Consider the following 18946-nt stretch of genomic DNA (forward strand, 5'->3'; position numbering starts at 1 on the left):
CGGCTAGGGCGTGCACCATGCTCAATACAGTTCTCGTGATGATCGGCGGCGCCATCGGCGCGGCCCTGCGCTACCAGTTGGGACGCGCGAGCCTGGGCATCATGGGGCCGGGCTACCCCTGGGGCACGCTCGCCGCTAATGTGCTGGGCGGGCTGGCTATGGGCCTCGTCGCGGGCTGGCTGGCCGCGCGCTATCAAGGCCAGCAGGGCGAGCAAATCCGGCTGCTCGTGGCAGTCGGCGTGCTCGGCGGTTTCACGACCTTCTCCGCTTTCAGCCTGGAGACAATGCTGATGATCGAGCGCGGCGAAGCGCTGAACGCGCTCGGTTATGTGCTGCTCTCCGTTGCCGCCTCCATCGGCGCGCTTGCGCTGGGCCTCACCCTCATGCGGAGTGCCACGGCATGAGCAAGACCGACCTCGCTGGCGTACGCCAGTTCACCGTGCGTGCCGAGGATGATGGCATCCGCCTCGACCGCTGGTTCAAGCGCCACATGCCGGAAGCCAGCTTCGCCATCGTTTCACGTTGGGCGCGGACCGGGCAATTGCGCGTCGACGGCGCCCGCGCGACGCCGGGCGACCGGATTGCCGAGGGGCAGACCTTGCGCGTGCCTCCGCTCGATGTCGCTGCGGCAAAGGAAGCCGGCAAGGCACCACGCCCGCGCCCCATCCTGACCGAGGATCAGATCAACTTTGCCGAGGGTCTGGTCATCCACCGCGACGCGCAGGCCATCGTCATCAACAAGCCGCCGGGCCTTGCCACGCAGGGCGGCACCAAGACGCACGAGCATGTCGACGGACTGCTCGATGCTCTGATGTTCGAGCGGGACGACCGGCCGCGCCTCGTCCACCGGCTGGACAAGGACACCAGCGGTGCGCTGCTGCTCGCCCGCACCTCGCGCAGCGCGGCGCATTTTGCCAAGAGCTTCTCCTCCCGCACAGCGCGCAAGGTCTATTGGGCTATCGTGATGGGCGTGCCCTCCGTCTCGGACGGCTTCATCGATCTGCCACTCGCCAAGCAGCCGGGCACCGGCGGCGAGAAGATGCATGTCGATGAGAAGGACGGCCTGCCCGCCCGCACGCGCTATCGGGTGATTGAGCGCGCCGGCAACCGCGCCGCCTGGGTGGAGCTGCAGCCGCACACCGGCCGCACCCATCAGTTGCGCGTCCATATGGCCGAGATCGGCCACCCGATCGTAGGCGACGGCAAATATGGCGGCAAGGAGGCGTTCCTCAGCGGATCGATCAGCCGCAAGATGCACCTGCACGCCCGGCGCATCCGCATCGACCATCCCGATGGCTCCCCGCTCGATGTGAAGGCCGAGCCGCCCTTCCATTTCGCTGAAACGCTGGCGAGCCTGGGCTTCGACGTGAACGAGGGCGATCTGCCGCTGGAGATCGACATCCAGCCGACCGCCTCCGACCGCAAGGCCGCCGACAAGCGTGCGTCCACCGCCCACGCCAAGGACATGCGCAAGGCTCGCCGTGGGGAACGCCGCTCCCGCAGCGCCCCGGACAAGCCCGAGCGCTTCAAGGGCCCGCCGAAGCCGCGCGGCAAGGGGGCCAAGCCGGCCGGGCCAGCCGCGCGCCCGGGTGCCAAGCGGCCCACCGGCGGCGCACGGCCGCGAAAGCCGGAGCGGGATTAAGGGCAAAAGGCGCAGCGGAATGACACCGCATGCTCCCCTCCTCTTCAGAGGAGGGGCTTGCGTATCCTTTTGAAGGCGAGGTGTTCTCATTCGATTTTGCGCTGCAGGCAGGGCCAATGCGCACGTCCGACAGCATCACCCCGCTTGATTTCGCAGGCGCACAATGACAAGGGCCTCTGCCATTGGAAAGGCGCAGGCCTTCCATTATATTCTTCATTCGACCGATCGAAAGGTCCGCCATGCGCACTCGCCTTTATCCGCTCAGCGAGCTGGAAGACATTCCCGGCACGACCGTGTTCAATGCCCGCCGCTCGCGTGAGGCTTATCACCTGCACAAATTCTGCATGTCGCTGATGGATGCAGGCAATCGCGCCGAGTTCAAGGACCATGAGCGCGCCTATCTCGACAAGTTCAAGATGAGCGAAGAGCAGAAGCGCGCCGTGCAGGATCGCGATTTCAGCAAGCTCATCGATCTGGGCGGTAACATCTACTTCCTCGTCAAGCTCTCCAATACCGATGGCTGGAGCACGCAGCGCGCGGTGAGCTCGATGACCAATATGACGCCCGACGAATATGCCGCGATGATGCGGTCCGGCGGTCGCTCGCCGACTGGCCAGCGCTCCAAGCGGGAGGGCAACTGACATGGCACGGATCACTGCCGGCATTGCGACCAGCCACGTCCCCGCTATCGGCGCGGCCTTCGACACCGGGCGCTCGACCGACGACTACTGGAAGCCGATCTTCGATGGCTATGAGTGGGTGAAGACCTTCGAGCAGGAGGAAAAGCCTGACGTCGTCATCCTGTGCTACAACGATCATGCGTCCGCGATGATGCTGGACGTGGTGCCGACTTTCGCGCTCGGCATGGCCGAGGAATTCGAGCCGGCCGACGAAGGCTGGGGCAAGCGCGACGTGCCCGTGGTCGAAGGACATATCGAGCTGGCCGCGCACATGGCCGAACAACTCGTCATCGACGAGTTCGACATGACCCTGATGAACAATATGGATGTCGACCATGGCTGCACGGTTCCGCTCAGCCTGATGTTCGGCAAGGTCGACAAATGGCCGTGCAAGGTCATTCCGCTCGCGGTGAACGTCACGCAGTTCCCGACGCCCTCGGGCGCGCGCTGCTGGGCGCTTGGCGAGGCGATCCGCTATGCGGTGGAGACCTATCCCGAGGATCTCAACGTGCAGATCTGGGGCACTGGCGGCATGAGCCATCAGCTGCAGGGGCCGCGCGCCGGGCTGATCAATCCCGAGTTCGACAATGCCTTCCTGGACAAGCTCGTCGGCGAGACCGATGAGCTGCGCGCCATCACGCGGCTGGAATATCTGCGCGAGGCGGGCACTGAGGGCATTGAGCTCATCATGTGGCTCATCATGCGCGCCGCGCTCGGCACCGAGGTGGAGGCGTTGCATCGGTTCTACCATGTTCCGGCCTCCAACACCGCCGTCGGCCACATTGTGCTGCGGCCCAAGGAGATCGCGGAAGCGCCTGCGAAGGCCCGCCTTTGAGCGGTTTCGCTCTCTTCAAAGCATCCCAGGAAAGCCCGGCCTTGCGCCGGGCTTTTTCGTTTGTCGGCTCAGCGTGTCGGCCTATCACATAAAGCTTCCTATATATAAAGAATACTTTATATGATGATTTCGTACGGCGTGCGTTGCGCCGGTTGGAGCTGGAGACTGCCATGACGTCCAAACCCCCTTTCCGCGCCGACCATGTCGGCAGCTTCCTGCGCCCGCAGGCGCTTATCGAGGCCCGGCACGATCATGCCGCCGGCAAGATCGACGCTGCCGCGCTGCGCGCGATCGAGGACAAGGCCATTGCCGATGTCGTGGCGTTCCAGGAGAGCGTCGGCGTCAAGGCGGTGACGGACGGCGAGTTCCGCCGCAAATTCTTCCACACCGACTTCCTGCTGCAGCTCGACGGCATCGAGGAGCAGGGCGGCATGGAAGTGCAGTTCCAGAATGCGATCGGCAAGGACGTGCATTTCGCGCCGCCCAAGATGGTGGTGACCGCCAAGATCGCCCACGCCAAGCCGATCCAGCGGGCGGATTACGAATATCTCGCCAGCGTGGTGAGCGAGACGCCCAAGGTGACCATTCCCTCGCCCACCATGCTGCATTTCCGCGCCGGGCGCGAAGGCATCAGCGAGGCGGTCTATCCCGACATGGCCGATTTCTTCGCGGACGTGGCCTCGGCCTATCAGGAGGAAGTCGCCGATCTCGCCGATGCCGGCTGCCGCTATCTGCAGCTCGACGATACCAATCTGGCCTATCTGTGCGATGACAAGCAGCGCGAGAATGCCCGCAAGCGCGGCCTCGATCCCGATGATCTGCCGCGCCATTATGCCAAGATGATCAACGATGCGCTGGCCACCGCGCCGGATGACATGTTCACGGCGATGCACCTGTGCCGGGGCAACTTCCGCTCCAGCTGGGCCGCCGAGGGTGGCTATGAGCCGGTCGCCGAGATCATGTTCAACGAGGTCGATATCGACTCCTTCCTCCTCGAATATGACGATGCGCGCTCGGGCGACTTCGCGCCGCTGCGCTTCCTGCCGAAGGGCAAGATCGTCGTGCTCGGCCTGATCACCACCAAGCTGGGTGAACTGGAGACCAAGGACGAGGTGAAGCGCCGGATCGACGACGCGACGAAATATGTCTCGCTCGACCAGCTTGCCCTGTCCCCGCAATGCGGCTTCGCCTCGACCGTCCACGGCAATGACATCGCCTTCGACCAGCAGAAGGCGAAGATGGAGCTGGTGGCCGAGGTTGCTCAGGAAGTCTGGGGCTAAGGCTCAGCTCGCCTCCTCCCGCCGCATGCGGGAGGGAGCGTCGCTCCTAAAGCGCCCGATCTGGCGGTAGCACCGCCGGGCCGGGCTCACGCAGATGCGGGTCCGGGTTCATGTGCAGGCGCGGTCCTTCGTCATCCCAGATGAAGCGCAGGTTGCGCACGCGGATCAGATAGCTGAGGCCAATCGCCGCGGAGAGAAAGCCCGCCGCGCCGCCGACGCCCATCGCGGCGCGCGCGCCATAGGTGTCGGCGACCCAGCCGATCAGCGGCGCGCCGAGCGGCAGGCCGCCCAAGGTGATCGCGACATAGATGGCCATCACCCGCCCGCGCATCGCCCGGTCCGTCGCCAACTGGACGAAGCCGTTGGATGAGGTGAGCGATGTCTGAGCCGCGAGGCCCACGCCGATCAGCACCAGTCCGAACAAGATATAGCTTGGCGAGAGCGCGGCGGCGGTCATGAAACAGCCGAACAGGAAGGTGCCGATGACCGCGTGATGCATCCGGGGCCGGTCGCGCCGGGCGGTCAGCAAGGCGCCGGTGACTGAGCCGATCGCCATGATGGAGGTCAGCAGGCCATATTCGCTGGCGCCCTGCTGATAGACGGTCGCCGCCATCACGCTGATGAAAATCCCGAAGTTCATGCCCAGCGTGCCGAAGAAGAACAGCATCAGGAACACGGTGCGAATGTCCGGTCGCCCGGCCACATAGCGAAAGCCGTCGAGCAGCCGGCTCACCCCGCGCGGCTGCGCGGCCGCATGGGCATGCCGCGTCACCCGCACATTGAGCAGGCCGGTGGTGACGATCAGGTAGGAGAGCCCGTTGATCACGAACACCCAGCCGGTGCCCACCAGCGCGATGCACAGGCCCGCCAGTGCCGGTCCGATCATGCGGGCGGTCTGGAAGGCCGTGCTGTTCATGGCCACCGCGTTGCCGATGATCTCGTCCCCCACCAGATCGGAGACGAAGCTGTGCCGCGCGGGCGCCTCGAACGCCATGCAGCAACCGAGCGCAAAGCCGAAGATGTAGACGTGCCAGAGCTCCGCCAGCCCGGAAATGATCAGGGCGCCAAGACTGAGCGCCAACAGGGTCTGGAAGCACTGGATCGTGATGAGCAGCTTGCGCCGGTCGACATGGTCGGCGACCGATCCGGTCACCGCCACAAGCAGCACCTGGGGCAGGAACTGCAGCGCGGTGAGAATGCCGACCGCGCCGGCGCTATGATCGGTTAGTTCGGTGAGCACCAACCATGTCTGGGCCGTGCCCTGCATCCAGGTGCCGATGTTGGAAAAGAGATTGGTGCTGACCCACAGCCGGAAGTTGCGGTTGGAGAGGGAGCGAAACATGCCATTGCCGCCTGACCTCATGCCGCCTCCTCTATCCTGTTCCGGCACAACGCCCGACGCGGCGTCTGGTCGCATGTCCATGCGGGTGAGCGACGCTGCTTGCCCGCGCAGTGGCCGGCCAGATGGCGCTAGTCCCCTTGTGCGGTCCGGGTCAACCGCACAACCGCCTTTATGGCGCCTGCCGGCCCTTGAACCCCTGCGCGACGACGAACCACTCCACCGATCCCTTGCGGCTGGACGGCGGCTTGGCGTGCTTGACGGTGCGAAAGGCCGCCTTGAGCTGGCGCAGCAGGCCATCATCCGTCCCGCCGGCAAAAACCTTTGCGACGAAGGCGCCGCCGGGCCGCAGGGTCTGCATCGCGAAGTCGGCGGCCGCCTCGACCAGGCCCATGGTGCGCAAATGGTCCGTCTGCTGGTGGCCGACCGTATTGGCCGCCATGTCCGACAGGACCAGATCCGGCGCGGCGCCCAGCTCCGCGATCAGTTGATCGGGCGCTTCGTCTGCCATGAAGTCCATCTGGAGCAGGGTCACATCGGGCAGCGGCTCGATGGGCAAGAGGTCGATGCCCACGACCTTCGCTTTGGGCAGCACCTTTCGCACCACCTGCGTCCAGCCGCCAGGCGCTGCGCCCAGATCGACGACATGGCGGACATCCTTGAGCAGGCCGAACTTCTCGTCCAGCTCCAGCAGCTTGTAGGCAGCGCGGCTGCGATAGCCCTCTGCCTTGGCCCGCTTCACATAGGGGTCGTTCAACTGGCGCTGCAGCCAGCGCGTCGATTGGGCCGTGCGCCCGCGTGCCGTGCGCACGCGCGTGCCGACAGATTTGTCACCTCTGGCCATTATCCCAGGTCCCGGCTTGAGGCGCTGTCCGTCAGCGCACGGAGAATCCCTTCGCGAATACCGCGGTCGGCGACGCCCAGCCGGTCTGCCGGCCAGATGTCGAGAATGCTTTCCAAGATTGCGCAGCCCGCCACCACCAGATCGGCGCGCTCGTCGCCGATGCAGGGCTGGGCGATGCGGTCCGGAATGCTCATGGTGGAGAGCCGCCCAGCAATATCTCGCATGGCATCGGCCGGCACCGTCAGTCCGTCGATCGCCTTGCGATCATAACGCGGCAGGCCCAGATGGACGCTGGCGAGCGTGGTGACGGTGCCGGACGTGCCGAGCAGGCGCACCGGCACGTCCCTGGGCAGCCGCTCGGCAAAGGCGGCAAAGGCCTCGCGCATTCGCCGGAGCATTTCGGCATAGGCCGCAGCGCGCTCGCTGGCGGTGTCGCCATGGCCGGCCACAGCTTCCGCCAGTGACACGACGCCGTGCGGCGCGCTGTGCCAATCGACGATGCGCAACTGATCGCCATCGCCATCGAGCAGCACCAGCTCGGTCGAGCCTCCGCCGATGTCGAAGATGAGCGCCGGGCCTTCGCCACGTTCCAGCAGCGCCTTGCAGCCGAGGACCGCAAGCCGCGCTTCCTCGCGGGGCGAAATGATGTCGAGCATGATGCCGGTTTCGCGCTGCACCCGGTCGACAAAGGCGCGCCCGTTTTCTGCCTGACGGCAGGCTTCGGTCGCGACAGAGCGCGCCAGGACCACGCGGCGGCGGCGCAGCTTCTCGGCGCAGACGGAGAGGGCGGACAAGGTGCGGTCGATCGCGGCGTCCGACAGGCGCCCGGTGGCGGAAAGGCCTTCGCCAAGGCGCACGATACGGGAAAAGGCGTCCACGATCACGAAGCGGTCACCATCCGGCCGCGCGATGAGCAGGCGGCAATTGTTGGTGCCGAGGTCGAGCGCAGCCAGATTGCCGCGCGGCAGCGGACGATTGAAGGATCGCGCCTTCTGTTTCGCGCCCCCGGCGGACACCAGTGTGCCGGGCTCCTGCCCCATGCGCGGCGCGGGCGTCGCCTTATGCGCCATGACTTCTTGACCTTCTCTTCCGGCGGGACTTCCGCCGGGACTTGCCACCACGCTAGACGTGCGTGGCGGGCGACGCAAGGTGGCTGCCATGCTCCGAACGATGAGGGTGGAAAATCGCCTTGACCGCAGGCAGTCCGCGCCCTATCTGCGCCCGCTCTTGCCCCGTCGTCTAAAGGTAAGACTACGGACTCTGACTCCGTCAATCGAGGTTCGAATCCTCGCGGGGCATCCAGCTTTTCAGATCATCGCGACCGCGTCCGCCCCTTTCGGGGCGGCGCGGCCGGTCGCCGGTTTCGCGGTCGGATCAGCGCGGGCCCCGGGTTCCGCGCGGGTCGCGCCAGCGGAAGGCCGAATCGGCAATGGGCGCGCCATATTTGAGATTGCTCAGGCGAATATTGGTGCGATTGCCCTGCGCATCCAGCGCCACCCAGCCATAGAGCGAGAGCCCGCCCGGCACGCCGGCCTTGCGGGTGAAGATGAGCGTGATCACGCCATATTCGGGATGCTGGGGATCGCGCACTTCCACCGAGACGACGCGCGGATCGCCGGTGTCGACGATCTTGCCATAGCGGGTGATATCGCGCTTGGGGTCGAGCAACGCGCCCAGCGGCGAATTGCGGATCGGCCAGCGCTGCACCTGCGCAACCTGATAGTCGATCATGTAGAGCGAGCTGCCGTCGGCAACGATGAGCAGATCGCCGGCGCCATAATCGAAGCGGATCTTGCCCGGCTGCTTCCAGAGCAGCTTGCCGTTCTGCACCTGCCCGTTGCGGTCGGTCTGGGTGAAGTCGCCGCTCAGCGTGGTGATGCCGCGAACCGCCGTGCTGACGCTCGCGAGGTCGCTCGACCTCGCGGCTTGCGCAGCCACCGGGCTGGCCGGCACCAAGGCCGGCGCCGCGAGCGCGGTCAGCAGCAGAGAGAGGGTGGCGGAACGCCGGGTGAATTTGGGAAGTCTGATCATCGCGCCCGGATAGGTCCCTGCCGTTGAATATCCACTGAATGCCGCGCGCCGCAGCGCGTTCCCGCGCCCGGGGGGCGAGGCAATCGGCCGCTCTTACTTGGGATTGCCCATTTCGTCGCGCAGCACTTCCCGGCGGCCGACATGGTTGGGCGCGCCGACCATGCCTTCATTTTCCATCCGCTCGATCAGGCGCGCCGCGCTGTTATAGCCGATCCGCATCTGGCGCTGGAGCCAGCTGGTCGAGGCCTTCTGGTTCTCGAACACGAGCTGGCAGGCCTTGCGGAACAGCTTGGCATCGGCGCTGTCATCGCCGAGATCGACGCCATCGAGCGCGAAGCTGCCATCCTCGGGCTCCTCGGTGACCGCGGAAATGTAATCTGGCTGGCCCTTGGAGCGCCAATGGTCGGCGACGCCGCGCACCTCGTCATCGCTCACGAACGGCCCGTGGACGCGCATCAGGCCCTTGCCGCTCGCCATGTAGAGCATGTCGCCCTTCCCCAGCAGCTGCTCGGCGCCCTGCTCGCCCAAAATGGTGCGGCTGTCGATCTTCGAGGTGACGAAGAAGCTGATGCGGGTCGGCAGGTTCGCCTTGATGACGCCAGTGATGACGTCGACCGAGGGGCGCTGGGTCGCGAGGATGAGGTGGATGCCGGCGGCGCGCGCCTTCTGCGCGAGGCGCTGGATCAGGAATTCGACTTCCTTGCCGGCCGTCATCATCAGGTCGGCCAGCTCGTCGACCACCACCACGATCTGCGGCAGGGGCTGATAATCCAGCTCCTCCTCCTCGTAGATCGGCTGGCGGGTCTGTTCATCGAAACCGATCTGGACGCGGCGGCCCAGGGACTTGCCCTTGGCACGGGCGCCGCGGACTTTCTCATTATAGCCCGCCAGGTTGCGCACGCCGATGGAGGCCATCATGCGATAGCGATCCTCCATCTGCTCGACCGCCCATTTGAGCGCGCGGATGGCCTTGGCCGGCTCGGTGACGACCGGGGAGAGCAGATGCGGGATGTTGTCGTAGATGCTCAGTTCCAGCATCTTCGGGTCGATCATGATCAGGCGCAGATCGTCCGGCGTCATCCGGTAGAGCAGCGAGAGCAGCATGGTGTTGAGGCCGACCGACTTGCCCGAGCCGGTCGTACCCGCGACGAGCAGATGCGGCATACCGGCGAGATCGGCGATGACCGGCTCACCGAAGATGTTCTTGCCGAGGATGATGGGCAGGCCGCCCTTCTGTTCGGCGAATTGCTGGCTGGTGATGAGCTGGTGCAGCACCACGGATTCGCGGTCAGCATTGGGCAGCTCGATGCCGATCACCGTCCGCCCCGGAATGGTGGCGACGCGCGCCGAGAGCGCCGACATGTTGCGGGCGATGTCGTCGGCGAGCTGGATGACGCGGCTGGCCTTGATGCCGGGGGCTGGCTCAAGCTCATACATGGTGACGACGGGGCCGGGGCGCACCTCGGTGATCGCGCCCTTGACGTGGAAGTCATCGAGCACGCTTTCCAGCAGCCGCGCATTGCGCTCGAGGCCGGGCCGGTCGATCTTGCTGACCGCGCTGGCGGGCGCGGGTGACAGCAGATCGGGAGATGGCAGCGCGCCATTGCCGAACAGGTCTTCCTGTCCCGAGACGGGGCCGAAGGCCTTGGGAATGGCGGCGCTGCTCGGCGACTGGATGGTGATCGGCTGGCGGGGTGTGGTGTCCACCGGGCGGCGTGGTTCCGCCTCGCGCTCGGGATGCGGGTCGCGTTCGGGCTCGGCGACATCCAGGCTGCCAGCTTTCGCCGTCCGCAAGGAGCCAAGGCTGGAGAGCAGCGGCAGGGCGGGGCGGGCAAGATGCCAGAGCGGCTTTTCGAGCGCGAGGCTGCGGACCCACAGCCACAGGCCGCTGGCGATAAAGGCCGCAAGCAGCAGCCATTGCAGAATGAGGTCGGCGGTTTCGCCGAGGCGTGCGGTCAGGGCTGTGAGGCCGTGAGCGAACAGGAAGCCGATGACGCCGCCCCAGCGGGCCGGCAGCCCGACCAGCGGTTCGGGCTGGGCAATCCACAGGCCGGTGCCGATGAGCAGCAGGCCGCCGAGACATTTGGCGATCTGGCCCTGCCAGCCGCTCATGTCTGCATCGGCCCACAGGCGCCGCGCGAAGACGAGGATGAAGGGCAGCAACAGCAAGGCAGGCAGGCCGGCGAAGGTGAAGAGAATGTCCGCTGCCCAGGCACCGGCGGCGCCCATCAAATTGCGCGTCTCCGGCCCGGCGGCGGTGTTCAGGGCTTGGTCGCTCACCTTGTAGCTGAGCAGTGCTAGCAGCAGAAACAGCGCCAGCGCGTACAGCCCGACCGAGCCAGCAAAGGTGCCGATGCGGATCAGGCTCCGGCGCAGCATCGCCTGCCATTCGGGGGTCCGATTCATCGGTGCCCGACTTGCCATTGCCACTCACTCCTTCGTCCGGCGCGGCGGGGTCACGCACGCGCCGTGCCCGAAATGTTCCGCGCGGCGACAATCCTCTTTCACGGACTCGGCGTCAAGAGTCCCCGGTTTTTCGGCATGCTGGGCGCGCTACGGCAGGCGCCGGCGCTGCGAGCCTCACCGGCCAGGCGTTTCCCCGGTGCGAATGGCGTTCCCGATTTCCAGCGTGTCGATCCGCAGCCGGCTGATGCGGGCCTGTCCGATGCGCAGCCGCCCGATGGCGAGCGCGCCGATCGCAATTGCGCCCATGGCAAGGGCACCCAACGCGAATGCGCCGACCGCAACTGCGCCGGTCGCGGAGGCCCCCGTCGCCGTCGCACCGGTCGCCACTGCACCCGTGGCGCTTGCGCCTGTGACGCGTGAGGCGGCCTGCGTCTGCGGTGCGCGCAGATCACGGCTCGGCGCGGAAGGGGCCATGTCGGGCCGGTCAGTCATTCGGCCGCCACGGCGCTGGCATTGGCAGCATCGCTCATCTCGGCTTCCAGCTTGGCGGCTTCGATCTCGGCCGCCTTGGCTTCCACCAGCGAAACGATGTGGTCGATCATCTGGGCATCGTTGATGTGGTGATCGGTCACGCCGGAGAGGTAGACCATATGCTTGCCATTCCCGCCGCCGGTGAGGCCGATGTCCGTCTCCCGCGCTTCGCCGGGGCCATTGACCACGCAGCCCAGCACGGAAAGCGAGATCGGCGTGTTGATGTGCTGAAGGCGGCTCTCCAGTGCCTCGACCGTGCGGATCACATCGAAGCCCTGCCTTGCGCAGCTTGGGCAGGAGACGACACGGACACCGCGCGTGCGGATGCCGAGCGACTTGAGGATTTCATAGCCGACACGCACTTCCTCTTCTGGCTCGGCGGAGAGCGAGACGCGGATCGTGTCGCCGATGCCGGCCCAGAGCAGGTTGCCGATGCCGATCGCGCTCTTCACGGTGCCGCCGATCAGCCCGCCGGCTTCGGTGATGCCGAGGTGCAGCGGGCAGTCCACCGCGTCGGCAAGCTGCATATAGGCCGCGACGGCCAGGAACACGTCGCTCGCCTTCACCGCGACCTTATAGTCGTGGAAGTCCTGGTCCTGCAGCAGCTTGATATGGTCGAGCGCGCTTTCCACCAGCGCCTCGGGGCAGGGCTCGCCATATTTTTCCAGCAGATCCTTTTCGAGGCTGCCGGCATTCACGCCGATGCGGATCGCACAGCCATTGGCCTTGGCGGCATCGACCACTTCCTTCACGCGGGCGGCAGAGCCGATATTGCCGGGGTTGATGCGCAGGCAGGCCGCGCCCGCATCGGCGGCTTCCAGCGCGCGTTTATAGTGGAAATGAATGTCCGCGATGATCGGCACCTTGGCCGCGCGGACGATCTGCTTCATTGCCGCCGTGCTCTCCACGTCCGGGCAGGAAACCCGGATGAGGTCGACACCGGCCTCCTCGCAGCGGCGGATTTGGTCGATCGTCGCCTTCGCATCGTGGGTCGGCGTGTTGGTCATCGTCTGCACGGTCACCGGCGCGCCGCCGCCGACCGGCACGTTGCCAACCATGATCTGGCGGCACTCGCGCCGCGCAATGTCGCGCCACGGGCGCAGGCCGGGATTATGCTCTGACATGATTGTCCTTGGAGAGGGGGCGTGTCCGGGGGTCGGTCATCATCCCGGCGCTTATAGCCCCGCTCTAGGGCAGAGGCGAGGGGGGATTGCGCGGATGGACCCGCTGTCGGGAGCACGGGTCGCACCCCGTCACAAATCGCCATCAGGCGCGCGTGGCAAATCGTCCCGACAAGAGACAGGATGCGCCGAGCCGTTGGCATAGGCAGGAACCCGCGAACGCGCGGGACGTTTTCATGGCCGGAAGGATCGTGACATGGCGCATTCACCTGTGCAGGCTTTGAGCTCTGCCGTTCGTCACCCGGGCATTCACGTCAAACCATTCGATGGCACGGCCATTGGCGCGCGCTATGAGCCAGGCAAGCTCAATCAGTGTCCCGATTGCGCCAGCACGCAATGGTATGTCGGACGCGTCAGCGCCCAATGCGCCGTCTGCGAAACGGCGCTGCCGCTCGCACAGGCCTGCTACGCAACCAGCCCACCGGTGTTCGTGACCCGCTTTGCCAAGCGCGCCAACAAAGCCTAGGCTTAGCCGCCAAAGGGTGCCTCGGGCAGACCCGGCACATCGACGGGAAAGCTGAAAATCGCGCCCGCATGCGGCTCGCGCGCCAACGCCGCCTGGTCCAGCCCAGCCCGCGCCGTGGTGACATAAGCGGCGCGCAGATCCTCACCCCCGAATGCGATCATGGTCGGCCGGCTGACCGGCAGCGTCACCGTCTGGAGCAACTCGCCTTCGGGCGAGAGCCGCACCACCCGGCCACCCTCGAACAGGGCGCTCCAGTAACAACCCTCCGCATCGAACGATCCGCCATCGGGGCGCCCGGTGCCGTGCTCGAACTGGTGAAGGATGCGACGGTTGGAGAGCGTGCCGCTCGCCGGATCGGCATCATAGGCGCGCAGGGCGTGGCTGGGGGTGTCCGCGTGGCAGAAGGTCGTCCCCGACGCATTGAAGGCAGCCGCGTTGCAGGTGAGCATGCCGCTTTCGATCAGGTCGATCGCCCCGTCCGTGCCGACGCGATAGAGCGCGGCATCATGCGCACTCTTGGCCATGTTGACGCTGCCCACCCAGAACCGCCCGGCCGAATCCGTCCGCCCATCATTGAAGCGCAGGTCCGGCTTGCCCGCGAGGATCTGATCGCCAAAGGGCTGCGGCTCGGAGCCCCAGTCGGCCAGAATGGCGAGGCCGTCCTTCATCGCCAGCAGCAAGCCACCGGCCGCGCGGAAGGCGAAGCAGCCGACCGGCTGGGCGAAGGCGCGCATCTCGTCCGCCCCAGTTTCTGGGTCGAAGCGGTGCAGTTCATTGCGCAGGATATCCACCCAATAAAGCCGGCGCTCGGCTGCGTGCCAGCGTGGCCCTTCGCCAAGTGCGGCGCGGGCATCGAGCGCGACCGATACGGCGGGCGAGGCTGCGGGGGCGGAGGGATGTGACGTCATGAACGATCTCCTGAGCCGGTATTCCCGGCGCTCACGGCGGAAAGGCCTATCAATCCTCGGCCGGGACGAGCCAGACGGTCAGCCCCGGCAGTTCGGGCGGGGCTTCTTCCGCGCTGAGCGGCAGGCGTTCCGCGTCGGCGCGGGCGCGGGCGAGAATGGCGGGCGGGGTGTCGGGCGCGAACAGGATGCGGTCTGCCTGGCCGAGCGTGCGGGCTTCCCGAACCGTCAGGTCATCCGGGTCGTCCGAGCGCAAGGCGATGACATGCACGGCGCGGGAGGCCGGCGCGATGCGCGCTTCCAGCCACGGGTCCACCGCAGGCGTGCCGAAGGGGTCGAGCATGCCGCCCGGCGCCAGCGCCTCGCCAAGCGCGCGGCGGCGGTCGCGGGCATCGGGCCAGGCCTCCCGCATTGCGACCTTGGCGGCATTGAGCGCGCTGGCGAGGGCGCCGAGCCGGGCCGGGAGGATCGTCTCCAGCCGCTGACGCAAGGCTGCGGCCAGCCCTGAGGAGGCGCCGCCCGTGGAAACGGCGATCAATACCGGATCGCGGTCGACAATGGCGGGGGTCGTGAAATCGCACAGCGCCGGCCGGTCGACGACATTGACCAGCAGTCCGCGCGCCTTGAGCCGGTCTGCGGCGGCTTGGGCGGCTGTTTCATCCTCCAGCGCCACGAAGGCGATGCGGGCAGTGGCATTCTCGTCCGCAACCGGCACGCCGCCGGCCCGCTCGATCAGCCGGCGCTTGGCGTCCGCGGCCTCCCCAGTGCCAAGCAGGATGACCGGCTGGCCCGACAGGATGACGAAGAGCGGAAGGCTGTGCATGGCGCTCTCCTAGCCGGTCCTGGCCCGTCCGTCTGCCCCTTGCGGCCGATGCTCAGTCCTTAAGAAAATCCGGCAGGCGCTCGGCGGCGATGATCGCCTCGGGCATGATGCGGTCGGCAACGACGGCGAACTGGTCGCCATCCACCATCACTTCGGGCACCAGCGCGCGCGAATTGTAGGTGCTGGCCATCGTTGCGCCGTAGGCCCCGGCGGTGCGGAAGATGCCGAGATCGCCGGTCTTCACCACGTCGATATCGCGGGCCATGGCGAAGGTGTCGCCGCTCTCGCAGACCGGGCCAGCAATGTTGGCCACGATCCGCTCGCCGGTCGGCGCGACAGCCTCGAAGTCGTGGAAGGCATCGTACATGGCCGGCCGGGCGAGGTCGTTCATGGCCGCATCGACGATCACATAGGGGCGAATGACGCCGGGCTTCACCCAGATGACGCGGGTGAGCAGCACGCCGGCATTGCCGACGATCACGCGGCCCGGCTCGAAATAGAGCGTGACGTCCCAGCCCTTGGTCGCCCGCTCCACCATTGCGCCATAATCGGCCGGCGTCGGCGGCACCTTCGTGCGTTCATAGGGCACGCCGAGTCCACCACCCAGATCGATGCGGTCGATGGTGTGGCCGGCCGCGCGGAGTTCGCCCATCAGCGCGCCGATCTTGCCATAGGCGGCTTCGAGCGGGGCGAGGTCGAACAACTGGCTGCCGATATGCGTGGCGATACCGCGCAGATTGAGGCCGGGCAGGGCGCAGAGCCGCTGGAAGATGCCGGCCGCCTGATCGATGGCGACGCCGAACTTGTTTTCCTTCATGCCCGTGGAAATCTTGGCGTGCGTGCCGGCATCGACATCCGGGTTGACGCGCAGCACGGCATCGGCGGTCTTGCCCATCGCGGCGGCGATCTCGGCGAGGACGGCGCCCTCCTCCTCCAGCTCGATGTTGAACTGGCCGATCCCGGCTTCCAGCGCCGCGCTCAGCTCGGCGCGGGTCTTGCCGACGCCGGAGAAGACGATGTCCCCAGCCGGCATCCCGGCCGCCAGCGCGCGCTGCATCTCGCCGCCCGAGACGATATCCGCGCCATAACCCTCGCGCGCCAGTACGCGCAGCACGGAGAGATTGGGGTTGGCCTTGATGGCAAAGGCGATGTGCTTGCGGGGCAGGCCGGCCAGCGCCTCGCGGAACACGCGGGCATGGCGCTCCAGCGTGGCGCGCGAATAGATGTAGACCGGTGTCCCGACGGCCTCGGCAATCGCCGCCATCGGCACGTCCTCGGCGTGCAGTACGCCATCCTTGTAAGCGAAATGATCCATGATCTGCGCCCCTAGAGGCTGGTGCGGCGGATGGAAACCGGCTTTTGCGTCTGGCGGGAGGGGTTATTGCCCCTTCGGCCATCGGCATGTTCATTGCACATGCAGCCAAGGGCAGGCATTGTTCCGGCTCTGGGGGCAGGAGAGTCTTGCCATGCTGATCCGTCAATCTGCCGACCTGACCGAAAACGACGTCACCGATGAAGCGCTGTATCTGCGCCGGCGCGAGTTCATTGCCGGTGTGGCCGGCATCGGCGCCGCCGGACTGATCGCGCCGGCGGCGATGGCGGCGGATGCGCCCGCGACGGTAAAGTTCTCGCCCAACAAGATGAAGATCGACGAGACGCCGACGCCCTTCGCGGACGTCTCGACCTACAATAACTTCTACGAGTTCGGTACCGACAAGAGCGACCCGGCGGCCAATGCCGGCAGCCTGCGAATCGCGCCCTGGACCGTCACCGTGGATGGCCTGTGCCAGAAGCCGCGGAAGTTCGACATTTCGGACATCGTGCGGCGCTTTCCACTGGAAGAGCGCATCTACCGGATGCGCTGCGTCGAGGCCTGGTCGATGGTCATTCCGTGGATCGGCTTTCCGCTCTCCGCGCTGCTGCGCGAGGTGGAGCCGCTCGGCAGCGCTAAATGTGTGGCTTTCCAGACCCTCAACGATCCCAAGCAGATGCCCGGCCAGCGCCGGAACGTGATCGACTGGCCCTATCGTGAAGGCTTGCGGCTGGATGAGGCGATGAATCCCCTCACGCTGCTTTCGGTGGGCCTCTATGGCCGCCTGCTGCCCCGCCAGAACGGCGCGCCCATTCGCCTGGTCGTGCCGTGGAAATATGGCTTCAAGGGCATCAAGTCGATCGTGCGGATCACGCTGACCGACCGCCAGCCGCGCACCAGCTGGCAGATGCTCGCGCCCGACGAATATGGCTTTTACGGCAATGTGAACCCGGACGTTGATCATCCCCGCTGGTCGCAGGCGCGTGAGCGGCGCATCGGCGAGCTGCTGCGCCGCAAGACGCTGCCGTTCAATGGCTATGGCGATCAGGTTGCGAGTCTCTATCGCGGCATGAACCCCAAGAAGCTTTACTGACGGCATGACCAGGAAGACGCGCGATCGCCTGATCTCGGCGCTGGTCTGGCTGCTGTGCGTGGCGCCCCTGCTGCTGTTCGTCTGGCAGGGCCTGACCGGTGGGCTCACGGCCAATCCCATCGAACATGTGTTGCGCGAGCTGGGTCTGTGGGGCCTGCGCTTCCTGTGCATCACGCTGGCGATCAGTCCGTTCGCCAAGCTGCTTAAGATGCCGGCGCTACTCCGTTATCGCCGCCGCATTGGCCTGTGGGCCTTTGCCTATGTGGCCCTGCATCTGATCATGTATGTGGCGGTGGACCAGCAGTTCGGCTGGTCGTTCATCGTCGCGGATATCGTCAAGCGACCCTATATCACCATCGGCATGGCGGCCTTCGTGCTGCTGGTCCCGCTGGCGATCACCTCCGCCAATCGCATCCGGCGCAAGATGCGCGTGCGCGCATGGCGGCGTTTGCACCAGCTTGTCTATCTCATCGCGATCATGGGCGTGGTGCACTATTTCCTGCTGGTGAAGGCCGATACACGCTCGCCGCTGATTTATGGGGGGATCGTGGCGGCACTGCTCGGCTGGCGAGCGGTCATGCGGTTGCGCGCAGGGCCTGCGCGGCCGGCTTCCGCAGCATCCCAGCTGGACCAGCCTGCCCCGAGCCTTTAGCGTCCGACCCGTCATCAGGGGGATGGGCGCGACATGCCGTTTCGGTTCAGATCGTCCGATACATCCGTGGAGGAGGGTTTCCGCCGGATCGCCTGCGAGCGGCTGGACGAGGCGCTCGCTCTCCTTTGCAGCAGCGATGCGCCGCCCGCGCGGATCGTTCATCAGCTGCGGCGGACCTGCAAGGCGATGCGCGGCCTGCTGCGGCTCGTCCGCCCCGCCTTTCCAGCCTATCAAACCGAAAATGCCGCCTTCCGGGATATCGCAGCAATGCTTTCCGGCGCGCGGGACAGCGCGGTGCTGATCGAGACGCTGGATAGCCTGATCGATGCGGACGAGGCGCGCCAGGACTGGGCGATGCTGCGGTCACATTGGGCAGCGCCGGGGCATGGTGCTGCCGGGGCTATGGCCGAGCAGATCGAGTCATGTCGGGCGCCGTTGCTCGCAGCCCGCGTCCGCGCGCCGACATGGGCGCTCACCGCGCGGGGCGAGGACGCGATCCTGCCGGGCTTGCGCAAGACCTATCGGCAGACCCGGCAAGCGATGCGCGGGCTCGAGGCCGTCAGCGGAACGCCCGCTGCTGCGCAAGCCAGTCATGCATGGCGCAAGCACGTCAAATATCACGGCCAGCATATCCGCCTTCTGAGCCGGTTGAACCCGGACCTCGCGAAGCGGCGCCTCGCCAGGACCGATCGTCTCGGCGACCTACTGGGCGACCGGCACGATCTCGACATGCTGATCGCGCGCCTGCGTCAGGATGGCGGATTGCTGTCCGAACCCGCTGCGGCGGCGCAACTCGCTGCCTTGGCGCACAAACGCGCCGAGGCTCTTGCCCGCAAGGCGACCCGGCTGGGTGAGGCGTTGTTCGCCGAGAAACCCTCAGACTTGGCCGCGCACTGGGCTATCCCGCCGCACCGGCGCTGAACCGC

19 protein-coding genes and 1 tRNA gene are annotated in these 18946 nt (G+C 66.5%); 10 read left to right on the forward strand and 10 right to left on the reverse strand.

Annotated elements, in window-relative coordinates; genetic code table 11:
• Positions 1-17: 17 nt before the first annotated feature.
• From crcB to M2343_RS14050, 5 genes are all read left to right on the forward strand, one after another.
• A complete protein-coding gene (crcB, locus tag M2343_RS14030) occupies positions 18-404 on the forward strand; it encodes a fluoride efflux transporter CrcB (RefSeq protein WP_264577130.1) in 387 nt (128 codons plus the stop codon).
• Entirely contained in the window at positions 401-1642 is a 1242-nt protein-coding gene (locus M2343_RS14035; RefSeq protein WP_264577131.1) for an RluA family pseudouridine synthase, read from the forward strand. The genes crcB and M2343_RS14035 overlap by 4 nt, the downstream gene beginning before the upstream one ends.
• 239 nt (positions 1643-1881) lie before the next feature.
• Positions 1882-2283 (forward strand): protocatechuate 4,5-dioxygenase subunit alpha, encoded by a 402-nt coding sequence (ligA, locus tag M2343_RS14040; RefSeq protein WP_264571743.1) that lies wholly within the window; start codon positions 1882-1884, stop codon positions 2281-2283.
• A 1-nt stretch (position 2284) separates the two neighbouring features.
• Entirely contained in the window at positions 2285-3157 is an 873-nt protein-coding gene (locus M2343_RS14045; protein WP_264577132.1) for a class III extradiol dioxygenase subunit beta, read from the forward strand.
• 170 nt (positions 3158-3327) lie between these two features.
• Positions 3328-4437, forward strand: a complete 1110-nt coding sequence (locus tag M2343_RS14050) for a 5-methyltetrahydropteroyltriglutamate--homocysteine S-methyltransferase (RefSeq protein WP_264577133.1) — start codon at positions 3328-3330, stop codon at positions 4435-4437.
• 46 nt (positions 4438-4483) lie between these two features.
• Here M2343_RS14050 and M2343_RS14055 read toward each other — a convergent pair whose 3' ends face one another.
• From M2343_RS14055 to M2343_RS14065, 3 genes are all read right to left on the reverse strand, one after another.
• Positions 4484-5800: an MFS transporter gene (locus M2343_RS14055; RefSeq protein WP_181561203.1), complete on the reverse strand. Its 1317-nt coding sequence runs from the start codon at positions 5798-5800 to the stop codon at positions 4484-4486.
• A gap of 148 nt (positions 5801-5948) precedes the next feature.
• Positions 5949-6620, reverse strand: coding sequence for an RlmE family RNA methyltransferase (locus M2343_RS14060; RefSeq protein ID WP_181561204.1), 672 nt, complete (start codon positions 6618-6620; stop codon positions 5949-5951).
• Positions 6620-7690, reverse strand: a complete 1071-nt coding sequence (locus M2343_RS14065) for a Ppx/GppA phosphatase family protein (protein WP_264577134.1) — start codon at positions 7688-7690, stop codon at positions 6620-6622. The genes M2343_RS14060 and M2343_RS14065 overlap by 1 nt, the downstream gene beginning before the upstream one ends.
• A 158-nt stretch (positions 7691-7848) precedes the next feature.
• On the opposite strand from M2343_RS14065, the gene M2343_RS14070 reads away from it, so the two are divergent.
• Positions 7849-7922 (forward strand) — tRNA-Gln (locus M2343_RS14070).
• Between the two features lie 72 nt (positions 7923-7994).
• Here M2343_RS14070 and M2343_RS14075 read toward each other — a convergent pair.
• From M2343_RS14075 to ispG, 4 genes are all read right to left on the reverse strand, one after another.
• On the reverse strand, positions 7995-8651 hold the full coding sequence (locus tag M2343_RS14075; RefSeq protein WP_264577135.1) for a LolA family protein: 657 nt from the start codon (positions 8649-8651) through the stop codon (positions 7995-7997).
• A gap of 93 nt (positions 8652-8744) precedes the next feature.
• Positions 8745-11075 carry a DNA translocase FtsK gene (locus M2343_RS14080; protein ID WP_264577136.1) on the reverse strand — a complete coding sequence of 777 codons (2331 nt, stop codon included), beginning with the start codon at positions 11073-11075 and terminating at the stop codon, positions 8745-8747.
• Between the two features lie 156 nt (positions 11076-11231).
• On the reverse strand, positions 11232-11549 hold the full coding sequence (locus tag M2343_RS14085; protein WP_264577137.1) for a hypothetical protein: 318 nt from the start codon (positions 11547-11549) through the stop codon (positions 11232-11234).
• Positions 11546-12712, reverse strand: a complete 1167-nt coding sequence (ispG, locus tag M2343_RS14090) for a flavodoxin-dependent (E)-4-hydroxy-3-methylbut-2-enyl-diphosphate synthase (protein ID WP_264577138.1) — start codon at positions 12710-12712, stop codon at positions 11546-11548. Before ispG ends, M2343_RS14085 begins: the two co-directional genes overlap by 4 nt.
• Positions 12713-12965: 253 nt before the next feature.
• On the opposite strand from ispG, the gene M2343_RS14095 reads away from it, so the two are divergent.
• A complete protein-coding gene (locus tag M2343_RS14095) occupies positions 12966-13235 on the forward strand; it encodes a hypothetical protein (RefSeq protein ID WP_264577139.1) in 270 nt (89 codons plus the stop codon).
• Between the two features lie 2 nt (positions 13236-13237).
• On the opposite strand, the gene M2343_RS14100 is transcribed toward M2343_RS14095, so the two are convergent.
• From M2343_RS14100 to lysA, 3 genes are read right to left on the reverse strand one after another with little or no spacing between them, the layout of a single operon-like run.
• Positions 13238-14143 carry an SMP-30/gluconolactonase/LRE family protein gene (locus M2343_RS14100; RefSeq protein WP_264577140.1) on the reverse strand — a complete coding sequence of 302 codons (906 nt, stop codon included), beginning with the start codon at positions 14141-14143 and terminating at the stop codon, positions 13238-13240.
• Between the two features lie 49 nt (positions 14144-14192).
• Complete coding sequence (locus tag M2343_RS14105) at positions 14193-14963, reverse strand: siroheme synthase (protein ID WP_264571755.1); 771 nt, start codon at positions 14961-14963, stop codon at positions 14193-14195.
• A gap of 52 nt (positions 14964-15015) precedes the next feature.
• Complete coding sequence (gene lysA, locus M2343_RS14110; RefSeq protein WP_264577141.1) at positions 15016-16278, reverse strand: diaminopimelate decarboxylase; 1263 nt, start codon at positions 16276-16278, stop codon at positions 15016-15018.
• A 151-nt stretch (positions 16279-16429) separates the two neighbouring features.
• On the opposite strand from lysA, the gene msrP reads away from it, so the two are divergent.
• The 3 genes from msrP to M2343_RS14125 are packed head-to-tail and all read left to right on the forward strand — an operon-like array spanning position 16430 to position 18941.
• Positions 16430-17368 (forward strand): protein-methionine-sulfoxide reductase catalytic subunit MsrP, encoded by a 939-nt coding sequence (gene msrP / locus M2343_RS14115; RefSeq protein ID WP_264577142.1) that lies wholly within the window; start codon positions 16430-16432, stop codon positions 17366-17368.
• Between the two features lie 4 nt (positions 17369-17372).
• Positions 17373-18020, forward strand: coding sequence for a sulfite oxidase heme-binding subunit YedZ (locus M2343_RS14120; RefSeq protein WP_264577143.1), 648 nt, complete (start codon positions 17373-17375; stop codon positions 18018-18020).
• A gap of 33 nt (positions 18021-18053) precedes the next feature.
• Complete coding sequence (locus M2343_RS14125; RefSeq protein ID WP_264577144.1) at positions 18054-18941, forward strand: CHAD domain-containing protein; 888 nt, start codon at positions 18054-18056, stop codon at positions 18939-18941.
• Positions 18942-18946 lie beyond the last annotated feature (5 nt).

It is taken from the genome of Sphingobium sp. B8D3B, assembly GCF_025961875.1.
GTDB lineage: Bacteria > Pseudomonadota > Alphaproteobacteria > Sphingomonadales > Sphingomonadaceae > Sphingobium.